Genomic DNA, 24,193 nt, shown 5'->3' on the forward strand with positions numbered 1-24,193 from the left:
GCTGTTCAGGTTGAACCGGAAATTTTACCACAGGCGTCATTTTCGGCACGCCCCCATGGAAGCAGCATGGCCAGGCCCACGGGTAGCCAGCTGATGAACCATTCGGCACGCGGCGTACCGGTGAGGCTGGCGGCATCGAACTGCATGGCCAGGGTCGAGTACACCCAGAAACCGAGCAGGATCTTGCCGAACAGCGTACTGCGTGCGCGGATGATTTCGCCCAAGGTGTACAGCCACACCATGACCCAAAGCAGCATGCCGGGCAGGCCCATCTCCACTGCGACGTGGGTGAACATGTTGTGGGTATGGTCGAAGTGCTTGCCCACTGCACTCACGTCGTAGGCAGCCCCCAGGCCCAGGCCGGTCCAGGGATGCGCGGCGATCATGTCGACCACGGCATGGAAAATTTCCGGCCGGTAGGACGAGCCGCGCTTGGAGATCAGGTCGTACACGAAATAGAAGGCCAGGCCGGTGGCGATGGCCGCCAGGAGGGAAAACACCCGGCTGTGACGGTCGCGGAACCACAGCGGCGCCAGGATCACGGTGAGCACCAGGGCCAGGATTGCCCCACGGCTCTGGCTGAGCATGGCAAACAACCCCAGGCACGCCAATGCTGCCAGCCACAACAACTGCAAGCCTCGTTGCCGCGGCGGCTCGTAAAGCAGGAAAAGCACGGCCGAACCGATGACATAGGCGCCCAGGATGGGGTGCGATATCTCACCAATACCCTCCAGGCGAGCCAGCACAGGCATGCCCAGCACGCCGTAGAAATGGATGACCGAGACCAGCGCGGCAACGGCAAGCAAGGCGCTACCGGCCAGCAGCAGCTGACGAATGCGGGCCAGGCCAAGCTGGGCCAGCAGCGGAAACGCCAGCAGGAACATCAGGATGTAGAGCAGGCGCTTCGCTTCGCGCCCTGGGTCTTGCGCGGCGGACCAGACCAGGCTGAGCCCGCTCCATGCCAGCAGCAACAGCACACTCCCCCACAAGGCCGGCTGACGCCTCCAGGCCTGCATCAGTACGTGCCTGGCAGACCATGCCAGGACCAGTGTCGGCAACCACAGGAACAACACCAGGCCTTGCTGATAAATCTTGTTGCTCGGTGCCAGGGCAATCGCTGCCAGGAACCAGACCAGGCCAAACCCCAACCAGGCTCGCGCCCAGTTTTTTTGATACAACATCCTTTCCCCCGATGAATCAAAGACACCATCCATGGTGCAACAGCATTATTTTCGGCATTATTGCCGGTCATTTTGCTCGCCAGACGACAAGGCTCTTTTCATGCAATGCTCCCGGCTCCCCCAGGTCGACTTCGATCAGCTGACACAAGGCGCACAGGTGCTTGAGGCAGATAGCCATGGCGCCAAAGTCTACCTGCTCGCGGATGGTAATTTCCTCAAGGTTTTTCGCAGGAAGCGGCTGATTTCATCTGCACTGCTGCGCCCGTACTCGCAGCGCTTCGTCGACAACGCCGCGCGCCTGGCAAAACTGGGCATCCCCACTCTGGAAGTGATCAGCCAGCACAAGCTCGATCTGCCAGGCCGCACCGCCGTGCTGTACCGCCCGTTGCCAGGGCGCACTTTGCTGCAGATGTCGCGCGATGAAGGTTTCAGCTGGGATATCTACCTGCCGCGCCTGATCGAGCTGATCCGCCAGCTGCACCGCAGCGGCGTGTACTTCCGCTCGTTGCACCTGGGTAATGTAGTGGTCACCCCCGAGCAGCGCCTGGGCCTGATCGACGTGGCCGACATGCGTTTCCTGCGCCCGCCGCTATCGGCGCGCATGATTCGGCGCAATGTGCAGCACATGGTGCGGTATATCGAGCGGGAGAACCTGGGCGACCGGTTCCCCCTTGCCAACTTCGAGGCAGCCCTGCTGGCGCGCTGAGCATCAGCTTCGCAGCAGGCTCTGCGAGCCGTTGCAGAACGCCTGCCAGGCCTGCTCCGGGGCCAGCGCCAGGCGCTGCCGGGCGGCTACCGCCGGGGCACTGAGCGCCGTGCAACGCTCGATCGCCTCGGCCCAGGCATTTTCATTGGCAACGGGCAGGTAGCCACCGGTGTCCTGCAACTGCTCGCGAAACACCTGCAGGTCGCTGCACACCACCGGCACGTCGGCCATGACCGCCTCCTGCACCACCAGCCCCAGGCCTTCGGAGCGCGAAGGCACCAATAGCCAGTCGAATGCCCGGTACAACTGCTGCAGGTCGTCGCGGTGACCGCTCAGGTGAACACGCCCGGCCAGGCCCAGCGCGTCGATACGGGCCTGCAGCACCGCACGCAGGGGGCCTTCGCCGATGATTGCCAATTGCAGGTCCGGCTGGCGCGCACTGGCTTTGGCAAACGCTTCGATCAACATCCCGAAGCCCTTGCTCTCCACCAACCGCCCGACCGCGCCCAGCATCACCCCGTTTACCTGTGGCAACTGCAGGGCCTGCCTGGCCGCTTCCCGGCTCAACAACGGCTCGGCGAAAGCCAGCGGATCAAGGGCCATGCGCAAGGTCTGCACCGGCCTGCCCAGGTCGTGTTCGAGCGACGCGGCAAGCGTCTGCGAAACGGCGGCAATGCTCAGCCGCTCGGCCGGGAACATGCGCAGCAGGCGAACATCGCTGGTACTCAGGCGCGTCTTGCCGTGGAACAGCACCTTGGCACGCACCTGCGGAACCTGCTGCAACAACGGCAACACCAGCCGCGCCACACCAACACCGTCGAGCAATACGACTTCAGCCTGGGCCTCGTTCAGCGCCTTGCGCAAGCGCATGCGCAACCATGGGCGCAACAGGCGCCAGAAGTGCCGTCCTTTCAGCGCCCGTGACGGCATGTGCCACTCCCGGGTCGAACCAAGCCCACAGCAGAGCCCGCTTCCCAGCAGCAGCCAGTTACTGATCCGGGCATCGGCGCCCGCGTGCGACAGCACCTGCCGATGCACCTTGTGGATGGACATGTACGGCGTTCCACCCGCCCACATCATATTGACGATGTTCATGGGCCCTCTCCCGCTCATGCCAGGTGGGGCAGCGACTTCATTGAACAAAAATGGTGATTCCCATGCCAATCACGGCACCCGCCACCAGCGTCAATGCCAACTTGATCCGATCACGTTTGCGACGTTTGGCCTTGCGCTCCACTTCGATGGGCAAGGTCACGTGATTACCAAACCCGGTGTGCAATACTGCATCACCCTCCAAGGTGACCGCTGTCAGATTCAACTCAGCGTAGCGCCGGGAAAGTGCCTTCTCTCCAGCATAGGCGGCAAATGGTGCACAACGCTGGTAATCGCTCAAACGACGCAGCCCGGGGTTGAGCGAAAACGCCTGCCACTCGGCCTTGTCGGACAGCAGCGGGTAGCAAGGCACCCCCGCGATCACCTGGCGATCGCCCAGGTGGATGTAAGGGCTGTGGATGGCCAGGTCGTGGGCATGGCTGCGTAGCCAGACCTGTAACAGGTCGGGGCTGACCTCCAGTATGGCCCGGGAGTCTTCGACGAAGCCCTGGCGATAGAAGTGCCAGTCGTCCTCGCAGTGAAAGATGTAGGGCGTCTTGACGTGGCTGTAAGCCAGGTCGATAGACGGCAACTGGCCCAGTTTGGGCCGATTGACGAACACCTTGCAGTGCGGTTTCCAGTGCTCAGGCACAGCGGCATGCACGGCATCGTCACCGGAATCTTCGGTGATGAACACTTCGCGAATGGGCGCAGTATTGTAGCGATCGAAACTCTCAAGCGTATCTTTTAGCAGATCGAACCGCCCACAACTGGTCACGACAAGCGTGACGTCACTCTCATTTGAAAAGCGCACCGGACTCCCTCCGCATTGCGACTATCGACTTTCAGCGCCCGTTCCGTAGGCGCGAAAGTTCTTATGTTAGATGCCCAGCTTCAGGCGCAGCCGCTGCCATGCAGACAATGGCGGGTGGGGCCTGAGCGCCGGGCGCATGTGGTCGACGATGCTACGTCCAACTGCCCCGAAACTGAAACGGGAAACCGCCAGGTGGCGGCCATTTTCTGCGATCTTCCGGGACAGTTCCGGGTCCGCACGCAAACGGCGGAGCTTTTCCTGAAGGGTCGGGATGCTGTCATAGAACACCACGTTATGCATGTCCTGCAGGCCCAGCGCGCGGTTCTCTTCCTCGCCTTGGTCATACGCCAGCAACACACAGCCACAGGCCATGGCTTCGAAGTTCTTGATCATGTATTCGCCCATGCCGACATCGGCACTGACGAAGAAGCGGATCCGGTTGAGCGTGTTGCAGTAGTCTTCCCCCGACTTGGTACGGGTCACCACCAGGTTCTCGACCCGACCCAGCTCGTCCAGCAATGCCTTGCGGCCGCTGTAGGCCACGCTGTTGGTGCTGCCGACGAAGGCCAGTTCGATGTCGCGTTCACGCCCTTGGTCGGCAAGCAACTGTTCGTCGTAGCCCTTGGGCACGAAAACGGCGTCGAAACCTTCCTGGCGCAGGCGCTCGCTGACCATGTAGCCCGAGCTGATCACCCGCGCCCAGGGCAGCTTGCGGTAATGGGCGCTGAACTTGCCGGTGTACTTGCAGGGGATATAGTTCTGGTAGGCATCGTGCTCGAGGATGACCAGGTTAGGCACGGTGCGGATGAACGCCGCCTGGCGGATTTCCTGCTTGAAACGCAGGAAGAAGACAATGCGGTCATAGCGCTCGACCTGCACTTCACGCTTGAAATAACGGCGCAGGTTGCGCTGGTCTTCGCTGGTCAGCCAGCGCAGGTCGCACTCGCAGTTGGCCGCGACGCCATCGTACAGGCGATCGAGAATCGCCCGCTGTTCCTTCTGCACCAGAAATAGGACTTTCATTGCTTTCCTTGGGCGCTCTGCGCCATCGCGGTCAACCATGGGGCGTGCTTACAGCTCACGCCGCCAGAACAGTTCATGTCGGCGCACGGCCTTGCGGAAGAATTCATTCTCGCCGTAAGGCGACGGCCGCCGCCCGGCCAGCCAGCGCTGCAACAAGCGGCGCAGGCGGCGCTTGAACGGCGCCGGCGGCTGCAAGTCGTGCATCATGCCCAGGGCCATCGCCTTGTCGCGCTGGGTCGCCAGGTCCAGCACCAGGCTGCAAGGAGCCCAGGCCTGGGCAGCGCTCAGCTGTGGCGGCAAGGCCACGCCATCACCACTGTCGCCCATCGGCCAGCGGTCGTTGTCATGCAGGTGGTTGGCGTAGCACAGCAGGGTTTGCGGCTGCCAGGCCAGGCCTTGCAAGGCTTCCAGCACCGCTGCCTGGGCACAGATGTGGTCAGGGTGCGGGTCGAGCTGCGGGTGCGGCATCACCAGCACCTCTGGCCTGGCCATTTCCAGCAAGGCCCGCAGGTCGGCCAGCAGGTTGCGCCAGGTTGGCGCACCATCGCCGTCGGCCGGCAGCGGGAACGGGTTGAACTGGCGGAATACGCGAATATCGGCGAGGTCGGCCTCACGGGAAGCGGCCGACTGATCTGGCGCGGCCTGCATGACAGGCAGTTGCAGGCAGAAGTAGCCCAACTGCACGCAGCGTGCTTCCGGCACACCGGCCCAGCGTGGCACGGCGATACTGTCCCAGGCCCGCAGGCGGCCCTTCAGGCGCGCGGCCTCGGCCTTTGCCAGGCCCATCTGCTGATAGTGCTCGGCCTCGATTTCACCGGCGGTCAGGGTCACTATCCAGGTTTCGTCGGCCTGGCTGTAGAGGCCGTAAGCGGCCAGCTCGGCATCGTCGGCATGCGGCGCAATCACCATCACCCGGCGCCGTTGCAGCTCCACTGCCGGGGTTATCCACAAGCGCGGCTGGCCCGACAGCCGGCAATGCCGGCCACGCAGGCGCAACGCGCCAGCCTGCAGAGGTGCGGCGAGACCGGTCAAGTTGAGGAAGCGCACGCCATCGACACCGCGCTCGAAGGTTTGCCAGTCGGCCTGCTCGCCAGCCACCAGCTCGACCTGCGGGTCGAGGAAGCGCCCCAGCCAGCTGCTTTTTACCCGCAGCTCGAGGATCAGCGTTTCGTTGCCCTGCAATGTGCAGTCAGCCTTGAGCAGGCCGCCGTTCAGGCTGGCAGGTGCTTCCCGGGTCTGCTCGCCGAAGTCGTAGGCGTAGTCCTCCCCTGGCGCGTAGAACAGGTGGTCGGCAAACCAGGCTTCATGGGCAGCCCACAGCAGCGGCAACAGCAGCAGTGGCAACCACCACCAGCTGAACACACCTATGGCCACCAGCGCGACCAGGCCCGCCAGCAGGCCCAGGCGCTTGTTGCGCCGGTGGCGCTTGAGCAACTGCTGTTTGCGACTCACGCCTGATACACCGGTACGGGGTTGCACCAGCGGTCCTTGTACTCGCGGTCGGCACGGCCGAACGAGAACCGTAGCGGCTTGTTGCGCGCACGGGCATCCTCCCAGGCGGCCTGGGTATTGAGGAAACTCAGCACGCTGCCGGGGCTGAAGGCCTTGGTTTCCGGGTCGACACCGCCATTGATGTACTCGACGCTGATCCACTCCGGCGCTTCTACACGGTATACCAGCTGAATGGCAATCGGCTTGTCGTCCAGCAGCAGCACCGAGCCGATCAGCAACTCGCGCAGGCGTTCCAGCACCTCAGCCATGCGATCGGCACCAGTGGCCGGGAAGCCCCAGCGGCGCTGGAACAGGTCGCAGTACATGCTGGCGATTTCCTGGGCGCTGAAGTCGCTGATCGGGCGCACCATGCCGCCCGCCTCCTCCAGCAGGCGCAGCTCGCGGCGCTGGTTGTAGCGGAACTTCTTCGACAGGTCTTCATGGGCGCGAGCCATGGCCAACTGTTCCTTCTGCGCCCTGAGGCCGCTGAAGCGGCCCTGATTCAGCTCGGACAGGTAGCGCGCGGCATGACGCAATGGCGCGGCGGCATCGGCTGCAGCCGGCAGGATGATCTCGGCGTTGCCCAGGTCGAACAGGGCTTTTTTGCCGGCACGCTTGAGCACGTCCTTGGACAGCGCAAGGTGACGCCCCCAGGTGGGGATTGCGGCCTTCAGCTCGCCGGCCTGGTGCCAGCCCAGGTAACGCACCGGGATCTGCGCCAGGTCCGCCAGTTGCTCGACCACCAGCGGATGGGTGGCGACACTGCCGCCAAAGCGGCCCCATGCTTCGGCGTAGGCCTTGGCGTCAATAATTTGCCAACCGCGCTCGCGGAAGGCCTGGATACGGTTGAGCATCAGGCCTGCCCCACCAGCGCACGGACCTGCGGCAGTTGCCAGAAGGCCTCGCGCACCGCCTGGTCGGAGAAGCGTTCATGCAGGCGCTGCAGCATGTGCTCGGCACAGGCCTGGCGCTGCTGCCCATCCAGCACAGCCATGTGCTTCAGGCCTTGGGCCAGCTGCCCGACGTCGCCCAGCGGGAACAGCACGCCAACACCCTCGACCACTTCGCGGGCACCGCCACAGGCCGTGGCCAGTACCGGTACACCAGCGACCATGGCTTCGAGCAGGACCATGCCGAACGGCTCATGGTCGGAGCTCAGGGCGAACACGTCGAACGCCTGGAAGTAACGGCGTGCATCCGGCACCTGGCCAAGGAAGTCCACCTGCCCGGCAATGCCCAGCTCGGCGGCCAGCGCCTTGAGCCTGGCTTCCAGACGGCCCTTGCCGAGGATCGCCAGGCGTGCGCCAGCCGGCAGCCCCGGCAGCGCTTCGGCAAAGCCACGCAACAGGGTGGCCTGGTCCTTGTCCGGGTGCAGGCGCCCGACATTGCCGACAATCCACGCCTGCGCATCCAGGCCCAGGGCCTGGCGGGCATCGGCGCGAGGCACCAGGGCTGCTTGCAGGGCGTTGATGTCGATGCGGTTGTACAGGGTCTGGATATGCTCTACCGGCCACTGCGGCAGACAGCGGCGCATGTCGTCACGCACGGCGTCCGACACCCCCAGCAGGCTCAGGCGTTTGCTGAACAGATTGGCGAAAATGCGTCGCCCCTTGCGCTCGTAGTCACCGAAAGCATGGTGCACGCCGATCACCGGCAAGCCGGTGCCCAGCAACGCCACGTAGATCGGCTTGAAGCGATGGGCAATGCAGAAAGCGAAATTGCGCTCGGCCGCGATCCGCCGCAATGCGCGGATGGCGCCGAGTTTCAGGCCGCGCACGGCCCTGGAGCTGAACTCCAGGAACAGCACCTCGTCCGACGCACAGCCAGCCGCTACCTGCGGATCGGCAGCGCCGGTGAGGAACACCGTGGTGACCTGGTAGCCACGCCCCTGGAACAGGCTGGCGTACTGACGGGCGCAGTCGAGGAACGGCCCGTCATAGCCATGGCAGAACTGCAGGATGCGCGGTTCAGAGCGGCTGGTCATACGGGGCCGCGCCGTCCTTCACAACCAGGATGTCTTCCATGATCAGGTACTGCAGGTCCGAGCCGAAGAACATGTTCAGGGCGTCGGTCGGCGAGCAGATCATCGGTTCACCACGGCGGTTCAGCGAGGTGTTCAGCGACACGCCGTTGCCGGTCAGCTCTTCCAGTGCCTTCATCATGTCGTAATAGCGCGGGTTGTACTCGCGCTTGAGCACCTGGGCACGCGAAGTGCCATCCTCGTGGACCACTTCCGGCACGCGGGTCTTCCACTCTTCAGCCACTTCGAAGGTGAAGGTCATGAACGGCGCCGGGTGGTCCACCTTGATCATTTGCGGGGCGACGGTGTCGAGCATCGACGGGCAGAAAGGTCTCCAGCGTTCGCGGAACTTGATCTGCTCGTTGATGCGGTCGGCTACGCCCGGCACGCTCGGGCAACCGATGATAGAACGGCCGCCCAGGGCACGGGGGCCGAATTCCATGCGGCCCTGGAACCAGGCCACCGGGTTGCCGTCGACCATGATTTTGGCGATGCGCTGCGGCATATCGTCGAGCTTGCGCCACTTTGGCGCGTTCGGGTGACGGGCGCAGGCAGCGATCACGTCTTCGTTGGAGTACGACGGGCCGAGGTAGACGTGTTCCATCTTCTCGACCGGCACGCCACGGGCGTGGGAAACGTAGGCGGCAGCACCCACGGCGGTACCCGCGTCACCAGAAGCCGGCTGCACGAACAGCTCTTTCAGGTCTGGGCGGGCGATGATCTTCTGGTTGAGCTTGACGTTCAGCGCGCAACCGCCGGCAAAGGCCAGCTTGCCGGTTTCACGCAGGGTGTCGCCCAGATAGTAGTCGATCATCTGCAGGGCGATTTTCTCGAACAGCGCCTGCATGCTGGCCGCGTAATGGATGTACGGCTCGTCGGCGATGTCGCCTTCGCGCTTGGGGCCCAGCCATTCGATCAGCTTAGGCGAGAAGTAGAAGCCCTTACCCTTCTCTTTATAGCGGCGCAGGCCGATGACGTTGGCGTATTCGGTGTTGATCACCAGTTCGCCGTTTTCGAAGCTGGCCAGGCGCGAGAAGTCGTACTTGCTGGCGTCGCCATACGGCGCCATGCCCATGACCTTGAACTCGCCGTCGAGCATCTCGAAGCCGAGGAACTCGGTGATTGCACCGTACAGGCCGCCCAGCGAGTCCGGGTCGAAGAATTCCTTGATCTTGTGGATCTTGCCGTTTTCGCCGTAGCCAAAGAAGGTGGTGGCGTATTCGCCTTTACCGTCGATGCCGAGGATTGCGGTTTTTTCCTTGAAGCCCGAGCAGTGGTAGGCACTGGAGGCGTGGGCCAGGTGGTGCTCGACCGGCTCGATCTTGACCTTTTTCGGGTCGAAGCCCAGTTGTTCCAGGCACCAGACGATCTTCTTGCGGTAGCGCTTGTAGCGACGGTTGCCCATCAGGATGGCGTCGAGGGCGCGGTCCGGGGCGTACCAGTAGCGCTTGGCATAGTGCCAGCGCGCCTTGCCGAACAGGCTGATCGGGGCGAACGGGATGGCTACCACGTCAACGTCGGATGGCTTGATGCCTGCCTGTTCCAGGCAGAACTTCGCCGACTCGTAGGGCATGCGGTTCTTCGCATGCTTGTCACGCACGAAGCGCTCTTCTTCGGCGGCGGCAATCAGCTTGCCGTCAATGTACAAGGCCGCGGAAGGGTCATGGCTAAGGGCGCCGGACAGGCCAAGAATCGTCAATGCCAAGGGATTAGCCTCTTCATTCGGTAAAAATGCGCCAGCGGCCTCTTGGGCGGGTGGCGGCTAAAGGGCGGGATTATAACGCAAACATCAGGAACTGCGCGGTCGTTGTGGGAGCAGCCTTGTGCTGCGAAGAGGACCTCATGGACCATGCAAATGCATAGCCTGTTCCGGCCTCTTCGCAGCACAGGGCTGCTCCTACAGGGATGCACAAGGTTTAAAGTTTTGCGCAAGACAGTAGTGCGGCTTACTCGGCGATCAGCCAATCCATGCGGTAGCTACCTGCCGTCTGCGCCAGTTCCTTGGCCAGCCATGGCAGCAGCTCCTTGAGCTCTTCCTCCAGCCCCCACGGCGGATTGGCGATGGCCAGGCCGGAGCCATTGAGCCCCTGCGGGCTGTCCTGGTGGTGCACATACAGCTCGACCCGCAGCAGCTTCGGCGCGCCGGTGCTGGTCAGGTCCTGGTAGAAGCGGGTCAGCGAGCGCTGGTCCTTGATCGGGTACCAGATGGCCACGACGGTCTGGCGCATGCGGCCGATCGCCTCTTTCATGGCGGTGGTGCAGCGCTTGAGTTCGTCAGCCTGCTCGAACGGCGGATCGATCAGCATGATCGCGCGCTTTTCCTGCACGGGCAGCAAGGCCCGCGGCACATGCCAGCCTTCACCAAGGTGCACGACCACGCGCGGGTCTTTCTTCATGTTCTCCTTGAGCAGCGGCCCGTCTTCGGGATGCTTCTCGTTGAGCAGGGCGCGGTCCTGCTGGCGCATCAGGCGGCGAGCCAGCTCGGGCGAACCGGGGTAATAGCGCAGCTCGCCGTCGGCGTTCAAGCGCTTGATGATACGTAGATAGTCGTCGGCCATGGCCGGCAGGTCATCGCGATTCCACAGGCGGGCGACACCTTCCAGGTACTCGCCGGTGCGGGTTGCCTGGTCGCCCTGCAGGTCGTACAGACCGAGCCCTGCGTGGGTATCGATGTAGGCGAACGGCTGCTCCTTGCGCGACATCAGGGCGATGAGGCGGGTCAGCACGATGTGTTTGAGGACGTCGGCGTGGTTGCCGGCATGGAAGGCGTGACGATAGTTCATGGCAACTCCTGCGGGGGTGGCAAGTTTACCTTGCCTTGCAGGCGGAGTCAGGCCTGGCTGCTGATCGGCGGCGGCTTCTTCGCGGCAAACCCGCTCCCACAGGCACCTCACAGAATTTGAGATCTGTGCAATTCCTGTGGGAGCGGGTTCACCCGCGAAGCAGGCGCCGCCGACTCAACGGGTATTACTTGTCAGCGTGATACGCAGCATCAGCAGTCTCGAAGCGCTTGACCATTGCCTGCGACGGGCTGCCCAGCTTGCTCACCACGATGATGGCGATGCTGGCGAACAGGAAGCCCGGAATGATTTCGTACAGCCCGAGGGTGTCGAAATTTTTCCACAGGATCACGGTCAGCGCACCCACCACGATACCGGCCAGCGCACCGTTACGGGTCATGCCCTTCCACAGCACCGAAATCAGTACCACCGGACCGAAAGCAGCACCGAAGCCGGCCCAGGCGTAAGCCACCAGGCCCAGCACGCGGTTTTCCGGGTTGGCAGCCATGGCGATGGCGATCAGGGCCACGGCCAGCACCATCAGGCGGCCGACCCACACCAGCTCGACCTGCGAAGCGTTCTTGCGCAGGAAGGACTTGTAGAAGTCTTCGGTCAGGGCGCTGGAGCACACCAGCAGCTGGCAGCTCAAGGTACTCATCACCGCCGCCAGGATGGCCGACAGCAGCACGCCGGCGATCCACGGGTTGAACAGGATCTTGGCCAGCTCGATGAACACACGCTCGTGGTTCTCGGTGACCGGGCCCGCCAGCTCAGGGTGTGCCGAGAAGTAGGCGATACCGAAGAAGCCCACGGCGCAGGTACCGACCAGGCACAGGATCATCCAGGTCATGGAAATACGACGAGCGTTGGCGATCGACTTCACCGAGTCGGCAGCCATGAAACGCGCCAGGATGTGCGGCTGGCCAAAGTAGCCCAGCCCCCAACCCATCAGCGAGATGATGCCGATGAAGGAGGCGCCCTTGAGCATGTCGAAGCTGGCTGGATTCACCGCCTCGATGGCAGCGAAGGTGGTATCGAAACCGCCAGTGGAGATCAGCACGATCACCGGGGTGAGGATCAGCGCGAAGATCATCAGCGAAGCCTGTACGGTATCGGTCCAGCTCACCGCCAGGAAGCCACCGACGAAGGTGTAGGCGATGGTCGCTGCGGCGCCGGCCCACAGGGCGGTTTCGTACGACATGCCGAAGGTGCTCTCGAACAGGCGAGCACCGGCAACGATGCCGGAAGCGCAGTAGATGGTGAAGAACACCAGGATCACGATGGCCGAGATGATCCGCAGCACGCCGCTGTTGTCTTCGAAGCGGCTGGAGAAGTAGTCCGGCAGGGTCAGCGCATCGCCGTTGTGCTCGGTCTGCACGCGCAGACGGCCAGCGACGAACAACCAGTTCAGGTAGGCGCCGACGGTCAGGCCGATGGCAATCCAGGCTTCGGACAAGCCGGCGAAGTAGATGGCGCCCGGCAGGCCCATCAGCAGCCAGCCGCTCATGTCGGAAGCGCCGGCGGAAAGCGCGGTAACCACGCTACCCAGGCTGCGACCGCCGAGGATGTAGTCGGAAAGGTTTTTGGTGGAGCGATAGGCGGCGAAGCCGATCAGCACCATTGCCGCGATATAGACCACGAAAGTGATCGTTAGTGGATTGCCCATGCTTGTGCCCTGGCGTTTGTTTTTATGTCATGCACAACCCTCTTCACGACGGTTGCACCCAGGCGGCGCATCCTATGCAACAACGCAAAGCGGGTGCAACCATTTTTCATTTGCAAGTTGCACCTGCTCGCGCCTTTTCCGATAAAGCGGTTTTTTTGCTCCTTTTTGGAGCAATGCGTCCGCTTTTCAGAATAAAACGCACCGAAAACACCCCTTTTCAGGATGTGAAAATGGCTGTCGGACGAGTTGCACCTTTTCCATGAAAAATTCGGGTTGCACCTGGTTGCACCCGAATTGTCCTACAGCTACTCTTGGCGCCAGCTTAGGCCACAACCGTGGCAATAACGAGGATAAGAAATGGCGACGACCACCCTTGGGGTCAAACTCGATGACCCGACCCGTGAGCGACTCAAGGCAGCTGCGCAGTCGATTGACCGCACGCCGCACTGGTTGATCAAGCAAGCGATCTTCAACTACCTGGAGAAGCTCGAGGGTGGTGCCACCCTGACCGAACTCAACGGCCATGCCAGCAGCCTGGCCGACGACGCCGGTGACGTCCAGCCCGACCACAGCCATCAGTGCTTCCTCGAGTTTGCCGAGAGCATCCTGCCACAGTCGGTACTGCGCTCGGCGATCACCGCCGCCTACCGCCGCCCCGAGCAGGAAGTGGTACCGATGCTGCTGGAGCAGGCGCGCCTGAGCGCCCCACTGGCCGAAGCGACCAACAAGATGGCCGCCGGCATCGCCGAAAAACTGCGTAACCAGAAGAGCGCTGGCGGTCGTGCCGGTATCGTCCAGGGCCTGCTGCAGGAATTCTCGCTGTCATCCCAGGAAGGCGTGGCGCTCATGTGCCTGGCCGAAGCCCTGCTTCGCATCCCCGACAAGGGCACCCGTGACGCGCTGATTCGCGACAAGATCAGCACCGGCAACTGGCAGCCGCACCTGGGCAACAGCCCGTCGCTGTTCGTCAACGCCGCAACCTGGGGCCTGCTGCTGACCGGCAAGCTGGTGTCCACCCACAACGAGTCCGGCCTCACCGCCTCGCTCACCCGCATCATCGGCAAGAGCGGCGAGCCGATGATCCGCAAGGGCGTCGACATGGCCATGCGCCTGATGGGCGAGCAGTTCGTCACCGGCGAAACCATCGCCGAAGCCCTGGCCAACGCCAGCCGCTTCGAGTCCAAAGGCTTCCGCTACTCCTACGACATGCTCGGCGAAGCCGCACTGACCGAGCACGACGCGCAGAAGTACCTGGCGTCCTACGAGCAGGCCATCCATTCGATCGGCAAGGCCTCCCATGGCCGCGGCATCTATGAAGGCCCGGGCATCTCGATCAAGCTGTCGGCGCTGCACCCGCGCTACAGCCGCGCCCAGTACGAGCGCGTGATGGAAGAGCTGTACCCGCGCCTGCTGTCGCTGACCCTGCTAGCCAAGCAGTACGACATCGGCCTGAACATCGACGCCGAAGAGGCCGACCGTCTGGAGCTGTCGCTCGACCTGCTCGAGCGCCTGTGCTTCGAGCCTTCGCTGGCTGGCTGGAACGGTATCGGCTTCGTCATCCAGGCCTACCAGAAGCGCTGCCCGTACGTGATCGACTATGTCATCGACCTGGCCAAGCGCAGCCGCCACCGCCTGATGATCCGCCTGGTGAAAGGCGCCTACTGGGACAGCGAGATCAAGCGCGCCCAGGTCGAAGGCCTGGAAGGCTACCCGGTGTACACCCGCAAGGTGTACACCGACGTCTCCTACGTCGCCTGCGCCCGCAAGCTGCTGGCCGTGCCGGAAGCCATCTACCCGCAGTTCGCCACCCACAACGCCCACACCCTGTCGGCCATCTACCACATTGCCGGGCAGAACTATTACCCGGGCCAGTACGAGTTCCAGTGCCTGCACGGCATGGGCGAGCCGCTGTACGAACAGGTGGTCGGCAAGATTTCCGAAGGCAAGCTGAACCGCCCGTGCCGCGTCTATGCACCGGTCGGCACTCACGAAACGCTGCTGGCCTACCTGGTGCGTCGCCTGCTGGAAAACGGCGCCAACACCTCGTTCGTCAATCGCATCGCCGACCACTCGATCTCCATCCAGGAACTGGTCGCCGACCCGGTCGCCAGCATCGAGCGCATGGGTACCCAGGAAGGTAGCATCGGCCTGCCGCACCCACGCATCCCGCTGCCGCGTGAACTGTATGGCAGCGAGCGGGCCAACTCGGCCGGCATCGACATGGCCAACGAACACCGCCTGGCGTCGCTGTCCTGCGCCATGCTGGCCACCGCCCACAACGACTGGAAAGCCGCCCCGCTGCTGGCTTGCGCCGCCAGCGAAGGCGCTGCTGCGCCGGTGCTGAACCCGGCGGACCACCGCGACGTGGTCGGCCATGTTCAGGAAGCCACTGTCGCCGACGTCGACAACGCCATCCAGTGTGCCCTGAATGCCGCACCGATCTGGCAGGCCACGCCGCCAGCCGAGCGTGCTGCCATTCTGGAACGCACCGCCGACCTGATGGAGGCCGAAATCCAGCCGCTGATGGGCCTGCTGATTCGCGAAGCCGGCAAGACCTTCGCCAACGCCATCGCCGAAGTGCGTGAAGCCGTGGACTTCCTGCGCTACTACGCAGTGCAGGCACGCAACGATTTCAGCAACGACGCCCACCGCCCACTGGGCCCGGTGGTGTGTATCAGCCCATGGAACTTCCCGCTGGCGATCTTCACCGGCCAGGTGGCCGCAGCGCTTGCCGCCGGTAACCCGGTACTGGCCAAACCGGCCGAGCAAACCCCGCTGATCGCCGCCCAGGCCGTGCGCCTGCTGCTGGAAGCCGGTATTCCGGAAGGCGTGCTGCAGCTGCTGCCAGGCCGCGGTGAAACCGTCGGTGCCGGCCTGGTCGGTGACGAGCGCGTCAAAGGCGTGATGTTCACCGGTTCCACCGAAGTGGCCCGCCTGCTGCAGCGCAACGTCGCCGGCCGCCTGGACAACCAGGGCCGCCCGATCCCGCTGATCGCCGAAACCGGCGGCCAGAACGCGATGATCGTCGACTCCTCGGCATTGACCGAGCAGGTAGTGATCGACGTGGTGTCCTCGGCCTTCGACAGTGCCGGCCAGCGTTGCTCGGCCCTGCGCGTGCTGTGCCTGCAGGAAGACTCCGCCGACCGCGTGATCGAAATGCTCAAGGGCGCCATGGCCGAAAGCCGCCTGGGCAGCCCGGACCGCCTGGCCGTGGACATTGGCCCAGTGATCGACGCCGAAGCCAAGGCCGGCATCGAGAAGCACATCCAGGGCATGCGCGAGAAAGGCCGTTCGGTCTACCAGGTGGCCATTGCCGATGCTGCCGAGATCAAGCGCGGCACCTTCGTCATGCCGACCCTGATCGAGCTGGAAAGCTTCGACGAACTGAAACGCGAAATCTTCGGCCCGGTACTGCACGTGGTGCGCTACAACCGTCGCAACCTGGACCAGCTGATCGAGCAGATCAACAATTCCGGCTACGGCCTGACCCTCGGCGTGCACACCCGCATCGACGAGACCATCGCCAAGGTGGTGGAAACCGCCAACGCCGGCAACATGTACGTCAACCGCAACATCGTTGGTGCGGTGGTAGGCGTGCAGCCGTTCGGTGGTGAAGGCCTGTCCGGCACCGGCCCGAAAGCCGGCGGCCCGCTGTACCTGTACCGCCTGCTGTCGACCCGCCCGGCCGACGCGATTGGCCGCCACTTCCAGCAGCAGGACGGCGAAGGCAAGCCTGACCGTGCCCTGCACGAGCAGCTGATCAAGCCGCTGCACGGCCTGAAGGCCTGGGCCGAAAGCAACCAGCTGGCCGACCTGGCCGCGCTGTGCAACCAGTTTGCCAGCCAGTCGCAGAGCGGCATCGCCCGCCTGCTGCCCGGCCCGACCGGCGAGCGCAACAGCTACACCATCCTGCCGCGTGAGCACGTGCTGTGCCTGGCCGACAACGAGGCCGACCTGCTGGCGCAGTTCGCCGCAGTGCTGGCGGTTGGCAGCTCGGCGGTATGGGCTGACGGCGAGCCGGGCAAGGCCCTGCGTGCCCGCCTGCCGCGTGAGCTGCAGGCCAAGGTCAAGCTGGTGGCGGACTGGAACAAGGATGAAGTGGCGTTCGACGCCGTGATCCATCATGGCGACTCGGACCAGCTGCGCGGCGTGTGCCAGCAGGTGGCCAAGCGTGCCGGTGCGATCGTGGGCGTGCACGGGCTGTCCAGCGGGGATCATCAGATTGCGCTGGAGCGTCTGGTGATCGAGCGGGCGGTGAGTGTGAACACTGCTGCGGCGGGTGGTAATGCCAGCCTGATGACCATTGGCTGAGGCTGAAGGTTGTTGAAGAAAAGGGAGAGCTTCGGCTCTCCTTTTTTATGGGTGCCTGGCTTGAGATTGGGGGGTGGGTTGCCAGGTTTTTGCCACAACATTTTCTGCGCCTATGAGATCGAGCGCCGCCCGCGCGGCGCTTCGCGGGACAAGCCCGCTCCCACATTTGTTGCAACGTGGCCATGCCTGTGAGGCCATGGTCGTCAGCCTTGGCGCATGACTAAAGACATGTGGGGCGGCAGCCGCGCTAACGGGGAGACATCGTCAGGCCAACAAAGCAGGCAACCATGGCCTGACAGGTTTGGCACGTTGCAACAAATGTGGGAGCGGGCTTGTCCCGCGAAGCGCCGCGCGGGCGGCGCTCGATCTCCCAAGCGCAGAAAATGTTGTGGCGAACACCTCGCGGCCTTCACTCGACCTGAAGCCAATCCCTCACTGCTTCATCCCCAACTCAGCATCATCCATCAGTGCCTTGGCCATCGCACTCAGATAATGGGCAGCCCAGATCATCATCGGCTTCTCATCCATCAGCCCGGTAATGGTCAATTCACGGACATACCCCATCAACTCCGAAGACTGCTCGCGGGCGTCCCTGCACGGGATGCCGGGCTCGATGCGGAAAAGCGGGTGTGTGCCATTCTCGCCCTGGTAGAAGGTAGTCTTGCCGACGGTGAATTGGGTGTCTTCTGTTGTCATTGTTCAATCCCCTGATAATTCTCGACTGCCTGGACCGGCTCTTTCGCGGGCACACCCGCGAAAGAGCCGGCTCAGGCGACACATCAATAAGCCTCAGTGCGTAGTCCGTGGCCTGGATGAGGGCATCTCGAGTGAATGGGTGTTCAGGGGTGGATCGGGGACAATATTCAGCATTGGTATTTTTCTCGGTAAGGGCCACCACCATCTGCTGTCAAACAGGAGGGTGGCAGCTGTGCATGGGTTGACAGACCGGTAGAAAAATCCAAAAAACCCGGCGCACACGAGGTGCCCCATACACAGCCGCCATAAAAGCGAAAGCCATGAGAATTTTCTGGTCGGCCTGTCAAAGCCGGTCACTGATTTAGCAGTGACCACCCGAGACTATGGCCCGATCCAGAGCACCGCAATGGCCAGGAGGGGGTTGGGAGTATGTTTGGGAAACGGACTACATGGAATAGGCAAAAACCTAAAAACCTGCCGGGATGCTGACCGGAATGCGGTGGGGCTGACAGGTGTTCGCGAAGACAGTTGCAGCGCCTTTTCTAAACCCATATCACCCAAACCTATTAACCTCCCCCACCGAACCCTGCCCACCTACACTCGCAGCATCCCGCCTCAGGACCGCGACCATGCCCGAGACCCTGCTCAGCCCCCGCAACCTCGCCTTCGAACTCTACGAAGTCCTCGACGCCGAGGCCCTGACCCAGCGCCCGCGCTTCGCCGAGCACAACCGCGAAACCTTCGATGCGGCGCTATCAACTGCCCGTACCATTGCCGAGAAGTTCTTCGCCCCGCACAACCGCAAGGCCGACGAAAACGAGCCACGCTACGTTGATGGCCGTGCCGAATTGATCCCCGAAGTGAAACCCGCCGTCGACGCCTTTCTCGAAGCCGGCTTCCTTAACGCCAACCGCGACTTCGATGCCGGCGGCATGCAGCTGCCGAGCCTGGTCTCGCAAGCCTGCTTCGCCCACTTCCAGGCCGCCAACGCCGGCACCACGGCCTACCCGTTCCTGACCATGGGCGCGGCCAATCTGATCGAGAGCTTCGGCAGCGACGAACACAAGCGCCTGTTCCTCCAGCCGATGATCGAAGGCCGCTACTTCGGCACCATGGCCCTGACCGAACCCCACGCCGGCTCGTCGCTGGCCGATATCCGCACCCGCGCGGAACCTGCCGGTGACGGCAGCTACCGGCTCAAGGGCAACAAGATATTCATCTCCGGCGGCGACCACGAGCTGTCGGAAAACATCGTGCACATGGTCCTGGCCAAACTGCCGGACGCACCACCCGGGGTGAAGGGCATTTCGCTGTTCATCGTGCCGAAGTACCTGGTCAACCCGGATGGCAGCCGTGGCCCGCGCAACGATGTGCTGCTGGCCGGGCTGTTCCACAAGATGGGCTGGCGCGGCACCACCTCCACCGCGCTGAACTTCGGCGACAACGGCCAGTGCGTCGGCTACCTGATCGGTCAGCCGCACCAGGGCCTGGCCTGCATGTTCCAGATGATGAACGAAGCACGCATCGGTGTCGGCATGGGCGCGGTGATGCTCGGCTACGCCGGCTACCTGTATTCGCTGGAATACGCCCGCCAGCGCCCGCAGGGCCGGTTGCCAGACAACAAGGACCCGCACAGCCCGGCAGTGCCGATCATCGAACACACCGATGTGAAACGCATGCTGCTGGCACAGAAAGCCTACGTGGAAGGCGCCTTCGACCTGGGCCTGTATGCCGCGCGCCTGTTCGACGACACCCAGACTGCCAGCGACGACAGCGCCCGCAAGCAGGCGCAGGAGCTGCTCGACCTGCTGACCCCGATCGTCAAGTCCTGGCCCTCGGCCTTCTGCCTCAAGGCCAACGAACTGGCGATCCAGATCCTCGGCGGCCACGGCTACACCCGCGAATACCCGGTGGAGCAGTACTACCGCGACAACCGCCTGAACCCGATCCACGAGGGTACCGAGGGCATCCAGTCGCTCGACCTGCTCGGCCGCAAACTGGCGCAGAACAATGGTGCCGGCCTCAAACAGCTGATCCGCCTGATCGCCGCCACCGGCGAGCGCGCCAGCCACCACCCGAACCTCGACCCACTGCGCCAGCCGCTGGAGCAACTGGTCAACCGCCTGCAAGGTGTGACCCTGGCCCTGCTTGGCGACCTGGCCCAAGGCAAGGTCGCCGGTACCCTGGCCAACTCCGCCCTGTACCTCAAGACCTTCGGCCACTGCGTGATCGGCTGGCGCTGGCTGGAGCAGGCGATTCATGCCGAGCTGGGCCTGCTCAAGGGCCCCCAGGCCGACCGCGACTTCTACCTTGGCAAGCTGCAGGCCGCACGTTATTTCCTGACCTGGGAAGTACCTGGCTGCCACCATGAACTGGCATTGCTCGAGGCGCGCGACGATACCTGCCTCGCCATGCAGGACGGGTGGTTCTAGGCAGCACCTGTAAATTGAATCACTGAGCACACTTGGCAGGCGATGCCGAGCTGCGGGGGTTGCGAGCAATAGCAATTCCTGCAGCGACTACCACAATGCCCAGGTAGGTTGTCCAATGGATCGCGTCGCCGAACATCAATGCTGCCCATAACAACGTCACTGGCGGTTCCAGATAAACCAGCGCCGACACGCGGGTCGCCGTCAGCTTGGTCAGCAACATCCACAGGCTCAAATAGGCGATGAATGTCGAGAACAGCGTCAGCCAGGCGACAGCCACCCAGGCCTGGGTGCTGGCAGGCACCTCTATCAAACCCAACGGCAGGCCTGTCGCGGTGAGCAGCACCAGTGTTGCGATCGACTGCAGGAACAGCGGCACCAACAAGCCATCTTTGCTGTGGTCTGTCTCCAGAACCGATTGCCGTCGCTGGTAAAGCGTGGCAATGGACAGTGTGATTGCAGCGATCAGCGGCAGGGCGTACAGCCATAGGTCAAGCCGGGCCGTCGACAGGCTGTACTCCCCCAGAATGACCATGCTGACACCCACAAAACCGAGCACAAGCCCCAGCCACTCCTGACGGCCACTGCGTTCACCGTGGTCCCTGCTGCTCATCGATGCCGTGATCAATGGCTGCAAGGCGCAAATGATGGCAGCAATCCCTGCCGGCAGGCCGCCCCGGATGGCGATGTAAACGCTGACCAGGTAGGCAAACTGGGCCAGAAAACCGATCACGGCGTTGTAACGTATCTGCGCCCACGACAGTACACGCAGCCGGTGCAAGACAAAAGGCAACAGACAGATGCAGACCAGCAGGAAACGCCAGAACAGCAGGTTTATGGCACCAGCGTCCTCCGTGCCCAGCCGGGCGCCAATGAAGCCGGAACTCCAGGAAAGAACGAAGATGACTTGTAGAAAGATCAGGTACGGCGTGCTACTTGGCATGTTCACACCCCTGTCTGATGCAATTCCTCGAAGGTGATCGGCTCAATGCCCATGCATGCAAAGTGCCGGGTAGCCGATCGGCACAAGGCCCAACGCAGCCCCAGCCAATTGGGGATGGTCGCAGGTATGCCATCATCAGAGGCCAGGTGCCAGAAGCGGTTGGAGTCATCGCTGAAGTAGGGGCAATGAAAGGACAACACCAAAGACATGCGGCGCCCGCTGATCACTGGCCGCACACCGTGATACAAGCGACTGCCGTAAATGAACAGGGCGTCGCCAGGCTCATCCAGCCTTGCGGTTTCAAAGGTACGGTAATCCAGGGCATCGAAGTTATCGACAGTGCCATTGTGGAAAAGGAATTCGCCCCCGCTGTAGTCGCAAGGCGCTGACAGCACGATGTTCAGTACGTAATTGGTGCCGTCCGTGTGCCACGTGCCCCGGTGTTGCTGTTGCTCGCCAGGCTTGGGGTAGTAATAGTTGATCTGCGAGCGTGCGTTGAGCATGGGATATGGCACCAGCGGCACGCCAGCTATGCGCGAAACAGCCAGGAGGAATGCGCGACTGAACATCATGTCGTGGATGAACGACGACAGTGCTGTTACACCTCGCGTACGCCTGGAGATGATCCAGTCGCTATCACCCGCCACCTTCTCCAGGCGAGCGCAGATCTCTTGCAATATCCCGACCCCCTCTGGCGTGAACAGCTGATGCACGGTAGCGACACCGGTAATGGCATCGACCGTGATGTTCGCGTGTGGGCTCTGGGTATAGCCGAGTTGCCCCAGTGTTCGGGAGCCCGTGACAGTAGGCCCTGGTTGCCGAAGCAAATCGTCCCGCCAGGCCACCTGCTCGCCCAGACAGAGCGACGAAGCTCGCGGTGTGCGCTTCAACGTTGACTTGAGCGCCAGCTTCACACGGCCGAGGCCGCGCTCGAACAAAGGTAATGTGTCTGAGTGGTTCATGATGTGTGAGCCCCTGTTGGTCGTCCGCTACTGGAGGTACTTCGCGATCTGATAGCGCACCGTGCCATCCCCACTGGCGAACTCGTCCACCACGCTGCAGTTGCAGTGCCGGGCTCTGATGCGACGAAATTGTTCAGGCGTGTACTTGAGGCAGATGTTGGTCAGTAGATAGCCATGTTGCTGCAGGTGCTGGACTGGCTGCAGCGTAACGGCCACATGGATCGTTTCATCGAGGATTCGTAACGGTACGAGGATGGCTTCGTGCTCGCCCGACGGGTTGAAGCCTTGTTGAAGCGCAACCATTCGGGAAAACTGCTGCATGTGAGGGTTGGCATAGAAGGCGAGGATGGGCCGCTCCAGGCCCTCTTCATATATCTGCATTTCCGAAAGAATGTAGGTCTTCTCACCCGCAAGGTTACGTATCAGTCTCCCCGTACTCACTGGAAGCTCATTACCCTCCTGGAAACCAAGCAAGGTGATCAGGGTGAGCTCTTCATCGTGATGCAAGACGTCATGGGTTACGGTGTGATAGTCGGCGGCGATGTAATTGAAGCTGCCATCGGCTTGTACGATGGGGCGCACGGCATCACTCATCGCGGGTTCCGAAGTCTGGTTGATATCGATGGCGGTGTAGCGAATGGAGCTCGAAGTCTGAGCTATCCGCTTCAGCAGGCAGCTACTCTTGATCGGCTCGGGGCCTAGCTCGACATAGTGCAGCCGACGCCCATCACTCAGCGCTGCCAACCGTTCGGCAACCTTACCGATGACACTTTTGAGCGCCCCCTGCCCCCGGGCGTCAGCACAAAGCCCGTCCTCACCCACACCTTGCTCATTCAAGGCGCGCATGAGCAGAAATATTTCGTGGTTGAAACGATGCCCAGCGTCACAGCGGGGCTCGGGCTGGGCCAGCGTCGAGTACTTCTCACGGTTCTCGACAGTCCATAGCCGCGCGTTCTGGTACGAGGGGGTGCGCACGAGCGCGTCTACAACGAAGTCGTTCAGGCTCATCCGTATCATTCCTTTGCAATTTCGGGGGGAACTATGCCTTGCCCACACAGTAAGAGGGGGTATAAAGCCTGTACAGTTGATTAAATCGAAGCGCTGGTTCGATCTGACTAAATCAGGTGGTTCAATGGGCAAAGGCCTCGACATCAAGGTACTGAGAACCTTCCAGGCAGTAGCCCGGCTGGGCCGCTTCAAGGATGCAGCCGACTATGTCCATCGCAGCCCGTCGGCGGTGACCACGCAAATACAGAAGCTGGAGGAACAGATCGGGCAACAGTTGTTTACTCGTAGCAACCAGTCCGTCGAGCTGACCCCGGCAGGTCGGCACCTGCTGGTTGAAGCGACACGTTTCCTGATGGCCCATGACAGGTTGCTGGCCACGCTGTCGCCCCAGCAAATGACCGGCAAGGTCCGCCTTGGTGTGCCGGACGGATATGCAGCCAGCCTCATGAGCGATTTCCTGCCGGTTTTCGTAGCCAGCAATCCAAAGCTGGAACTGGAGGCCGTAGCGCGCTCCAGCGCAGAGCTCATCGACCTGTTCGCGCGACAGCGCCTGGACCTGGCAGTGGCGGTCAGCAGCGAAGCATGGGAGCAAGGGGAATGGCTTCGCTCGACCAAGCCTCGCTGGGCCGCAGCCCCAGGGTTCCACTACGATCCTGGCCGCCCTTTGCCACTGGCCCTGCAGTTGAAGGGCTGCCCGTACCGAGAGGCAGCATTGCAGGCATTGAAAGCGCACGGCATTGCATACCGCATCCTGCTGGAAAGCGCCAACTGGCAAGCGGTGCTGGCCTGCATGAGAAGTGGCCTGGCAGTCGGCATCGTCGAAGGGCTGGAGAGTAGCGACGCATCGCTGGCGCACGTGGAGGGGATGGGCTTGCCCGAGCTCGCCGAGCATCACGTCTACCTGCTGACGGACACCTCGCACCATGTTGCATCGCATCTGAACGAAATGTTGAAGGCCGCCATCCAGAAGGATGGCCCTGCAACACCAGGCCCTTGCTGACCGCACTTATTTCCTGACCCGGGAAGTGCCTGGCTGCCATAATGAGCAGGCATTGCTCGAGGCGCGCGACG

General features: G+C 62.7%; 19 protein-coding genes. 5 read left to right on the forward strand and 14 right to left on the reverse strand.

What is annotated here, in order from left to right:
* Positions 1-5 precede the first annotated feature (5 nt).
* A complete protein-coding gene (locus CAY82_RS01355) occupies positions 6-1,181 on the reverse strand; it encodes an O-antigen ligase (RefSeq protein ID WP_087499613.1) in 1,176 nt (391 codons plus the stop codon).
* Between the two features lie 100 nt (positions 1,182-1,281).
* Between CAY82_RS01355 and CAY82_RS01360 the strand changes: the two genes are divergently transcribed.
* Positions 1,282-1,887 carry a toluene tolerance protein gene (locus CAY82_RS01360; RefSeq protein WP_087499614.1) on the forward strand — a complete coding sequence of 202 codons (606 nt, stop codon included), beginning with the start codon at positions 1,282-1,284 and terminating at the stop codon, positions 1,885-1,887.
* A 3-nt stretch (positions 1,888-1,890) separates the two neighbouring features.
* On the opposite strand, the gene CAY82_RS01365 is transcribed toward CAY82_RS01360, so the two are convergent.
* From CAY82_RS01365 to putP, 9 genes are all read right to left on the reverse strand, one after another.
* Positions 1,891-2,982 carry a glycosyltransferase gene (locus CAY82_RS01365; protein WP_087499615.1) on the reverse strand — a complete coding sequence of 364 codons (1,092 nt, stop codon included), beginning with the start codon at positions 2,980-2,982 and terminating at the stop codon, positions 1,891-1,893.
* A 37-nt stretch (positions 2,983-3,019) separates the two neighbouring features.
* The gene (locus CAY82_RS01370) at positions 3,020-3,793 is read right to left on the reverse strand and encodes a glycosyltransferase family 2 protein (RefSeq protein WP_087499616.1); all 774 of its coding nucleotides are present in this window, start codon (positions 3,791-3,793) and stop codon (positions 3,020-3,022) included.
* Positions 3,794-3,859: 66 nt separating this feature from the next.
* The gene (locus tag CAY82_RS01375; RefSeq protein ID WP_087499617.1) at positions 3,860-4,816 is read right to left on the reverse strand and encodes a glycosyltransferase; all 957 of its coding nucleotides are present in this window, start codon (positions 4,814-4,816) and stop codon (positions 3,860-3,862) included.
* Positions 4,817-4,864: 48 nt separating this feature from the next.
* Positions 4,865-6,268, reverse strand: coding sequence for a PIG-L deacetylase family protein (locus tag CAY82_RS01380; RefSeq protein ID WP_087499618.1), 1,404 nt, complete (start codon positions 6,266-6,268; stop codon positions 4,865-4,867).
* Positions 6,265-7,161 (reverse strand): antimicrobial resistance protein Mig-14, encoded by an 897-nt coding sequence (locus CAY82_RS01385; protein ID WP_087499619.1) that lies wholly within the window; start codon positions 7,159-7,161, stop codon positions 6,265-6,267. The genes CAY82_RS01380 and CAY82_RS01385 overlap by 4 nt, the downstream gene beginning before the upstream one ends.
* Positions 7,161-8,291 carry a glycosyltransferase gene (locus CAY82_RS01390; protein ID WP_087499620.1) on the reverse strand — a complete coding sequence of 377 codons (1,131 nt, stop codon included), beginning with the start codon at positions 8,289-8,291 and terminating at the stop codon, positions 7,161-7,163. Before CAY82_RS01390 ends, CAY82_RS01385 begins: the two co-directional genes overlap by 1 nt.
* The gene (locus tag CAY82_RS01395) at positions 8,275-10,032 is read right to left on the reverse strand and encodes a carbamoyltransferase (RefSeq protein WP_087499621.1); all 1,758 of its coding nucleotides are present in this window, start codon (positions 10,030-10,032) and stop codon (positions 8,275-8,277) included. The genes CAY82_RS01390 and CAY82_RS01395 overlap by 17 nt, the downstream gene beginning before the upstream one ends.
* 241 nt (positions 10,033-10,273) lie before the next feature.
* Positions 10,274-11,110: a 23S rRNA (adenine(2030)-N(6))-methyltransferase RlmJ gene (locus CAY82_RS01400; protein ID WP_087499622.1), complete on the reverse strand. Its 837-nt coding sequence runs from the start codon at positions 11,108-11,110 to the stop codon at positions 10,274-10,276.
* Between the two features lie 184 nt (positions 11,111-11,294).
* A complete protein-coding gene (gene putP / locus CAY82_RS01405) occupies positions 11,295-12,773 on the reverse strand; it encodes a sodium/proline symporter PutP (protein ID WP_087499623.1) in 1,479 nt (492 codons plus the stop codon).
* Positions 12,774-12,847: 74 nt separating this feature from the next.
* Here putP and CAY82_RS25620 point away from each other — a divergent pair, with 74 nt between their 5' ends.
* Both CAY82_RS25620 and putA read left to right on the forward strand, forming a co-directional pair.
* The gene (locus CAY82_RS25620; RefSeq protein WP_140399062.1) at positions 12,848-13,036 is read left to right on the forward strand and encodes a hypothetical protein; all 189 of its coding nucleotides are present in this window, start codon (positions 12,848-12,850) and stop codon (positions 13,034-13,036) included.
* 94 nt (positions 13,037-13,130) lie between these two features.
* The gene (gene putA / locus CAY82_RS01410) at positions 13,131-17,084 is read left to right on the forward strand and encodes a trifunctional transcriptional regulator/proline dehydrogenase/L-glutamate gamma-semialdehyde dehydrogenase (protein WP_087499624.1); all 3,954 of its coding nucleotides are present in this window, start codon (positions 13,131-13,133) and stop codon (positions 17,082-17,084) included.
* Positions 17,085-17,516: 432 nt separating this feature from the next.
* On the opposite strand, the gene CAY82_RS01415 is transcribed toward putA, so the two are convergent.
* A complete protein-coding gene (locus CAY82_RS01415; RefSeq protein ID WP_019473937.1) occupies positions 17,517-17,780 on the reverse strand; it encodes a DUF3077 domain-containing protein in 264 nt (87 codons plus the stop codon).
* Between the two features lie 629 nt (positions 17,781-18,409).
* On the opposite strand from CAY82_RS01415, the gene CAY82_RS01420 reads away from it, so the two are divergent.
* Positions 18,410-20,212, forward strand: a complete 1,803-nt coding sequence (locus tag CAY82_RS01420) for an acyl-CoA dehydrogenase (protein WP_087499625.1) — start codon at positions 18,410-18,412, stop codon at positions 20,210-20,212.
* Positions 20,213-20,231: 19 nt separating this feature from the next.
* On the opposite strand, the gene CAY82_RS01425 is transcribed toward CAY82_RS01420, so the two are convergent.
* Genes CAY82_RS01425 through CAY82_RS01435 form a run of 3 tightly spaced genes read right to left on the reverse strand, consistent with a single transcriptional unit; the run spans position 20,232 to position 23,122 of the window.
* On the reverse strand, positions 20,232-21,152 hold the full coding sequence (locus tag CAY82_RS01425) for a DMT family transporter (protein WP_087499626.1): 921 nt from the start codon (positions 21,150-21,152) through the stop codon (positions 20,232-20,234).
* Positions 21,153-21,154: 2 nt separating this feature from the next.
* The gene (locus tag CAY82_RS01430; RefSeq protein WP_087499627.1) at positions 21,155-22,114 is read right to left on the reverse strand and encodes a 2OG-Fe(II) oxygenase; all 960 of its coding nucleotides are present in this window, start codon (positions 22,112-22,114) and stop codon (positions 21,155-21,157) included.
* Between the two features lie 27 nt (positions 22,115-22,141).
* Positions 22,142-23,122, reverse strand: a complete 981-nt coding sequence (locus CAY82_RS01435) for a hypothetical protein (protein WP_087499628.1) — start codon at positions 23,120-23,122, stop codon at positions 22,142-22,144.
* 124 nt (positions 23,123-23,246) lie between these two features.
* Here CAY82_RS01435 and CAY82_RS01440 point away from each other — a divergent pair, with 124 nt between their 5' ends.
* A complete protein-coding gene (locus CAY82_RS01440) occupies positions 23,247-24,122 on the forward strand; it encodes a LysR family transcriptional regulator (protein ID WP_087499629.1) in 876 nt (291 codons plus the stop codon).
* Positions 24,123-24,193: the final 71 nt, after the last annotated feature.

This window comes from Pseudomonas sp. SID14000, from assembly GCF_002165135.1.
GTDB lineage: Bacteria > Pseudomonadota > Gammaproteobacteria > Pseudomonadales > Pseudomonadaceae > Aquipseudomonas.

What these genes read in the sequence shown, in the direction of transcription:
- CAY82_RS01355 (WP_087499613.1), bottom strand. Translation starts at nt 1,181, where the DNA reads ATGTTGTATCAAAAAAACTGGGCGCGAGCCTGGTTGGGGTTTGGCCTG.
- CAY82_RS01360 (WP_087499614.1), top strand. Translation starts at nt 1,282, where the DNA reads ATGCAATGCTCCCGGCTCCCCCAGGTCGACTTCGATCAGCTGACACAA.
- CAY82_RS01365 (WP_087499615.1), bottom strand. Translation starts at nt 2,982, where the DNA reads ATGAACATCGTCAATATGATGTGGGCGGGTGGAACGCCGTACATGTCC.
- CAY82_RS01375 (WP_087499617.1), bottom strand. Translation starts at nt 4,816, where the DNA reads ATGAAAGTCCTATTTCTGGTGCAGAAGGAACAGCGGGCGATTCTCGAT.
- CAY82_RS01385 (WP_087499619.1), bottom strand. Translation starts at nt 7,161, where the DNA reads ATGCTCAACCGTATCCAGGCCTTCCGCGAGCGCGGTTGGCAAATTATT.
- CAY82_RS01390 (WP_087499620.1), bottom strand. Translation starts at nt 8,291, where the DNA reads ATGACCAGCCGCTCTGAACCGCGCATCCTGCAGTTCTGCCATGGCTAT.
- CAY82_RS01400 (WP_087499622.1), bottom strand. Translation starts at nt 11,110, where the DNA reads ATGAACTATCGTCACGCCTTCCATGCCGGCAACCACGCCGACGTCCTC.
- putP (WP_087499623.1), bottom strand. Translation starts at nt 12,773, where the DNA reads ATGGGCAATCCACTAACGATCACTTTCGTGGTCTATATCGCGGCAATG.
- CAY82_RS25620 (WP_140399062.1), top strand. Translation starts at nt 12,848, where the DNA reads ATGCAACAACGCAAAGCGGGTGCAACCATTTTTCATTTGCAAGTTGCA.
- putA (WP_087499624.1), top strand. Translation starts at nt 13,131, where the DNA reads ATGGCGACGACCACCCTTGGGGTCAAACTCGATGACCCGACCCGTGAG.
- CAY82_RS01415 (WP_019473937.1), bottom strand. Translation starts at nt 17,780, where the DNA reads ATGACAACAGAAGACACCCAATTCACCGTCGGCAAGACTACCTTCTAC.
- CAY82_RS01420 (WP_087499625.1), top strand. Translation starts at nt 18,410, where the DNA reads ATGCCCGAGACCCTGCTCAGCCCCCGCAACCTCGCCTTCGAACTCTAC.
- CAY82_RS01425 (WP_087499626.1), bottom strand. Translation starts at nt 21,152, where the DNA reads ATGCCAAGTAGCACGCCGTACCTGATCTTTCTACAAGTCATCTTCGTT.
- CAY82_RS01430 (WP_087499627.1), bottom strand. Translation starts at nt 22,114, where the DNA reads ATGAACCACTCAGACACATTACCTTTGTTCGAGCGCGGCCTCGGCCGT.
- CAY82_RS01435 (WP_087499628.1), bottom strand. Translation starts at nt 23,122, where the DNA reads ATGAGCCTGAACGACTTCGTTGTAGACGCGCTCGTGCGCACCCCCTCG.
- CAY82_RS01440 (WP_087499629.1), top strand. Translation starts at nt 23,247, where the DNA reads ATGGGCAAAGGCCTCGACATCAAGGTACTGAGAACCTTCCAGGCAGTA.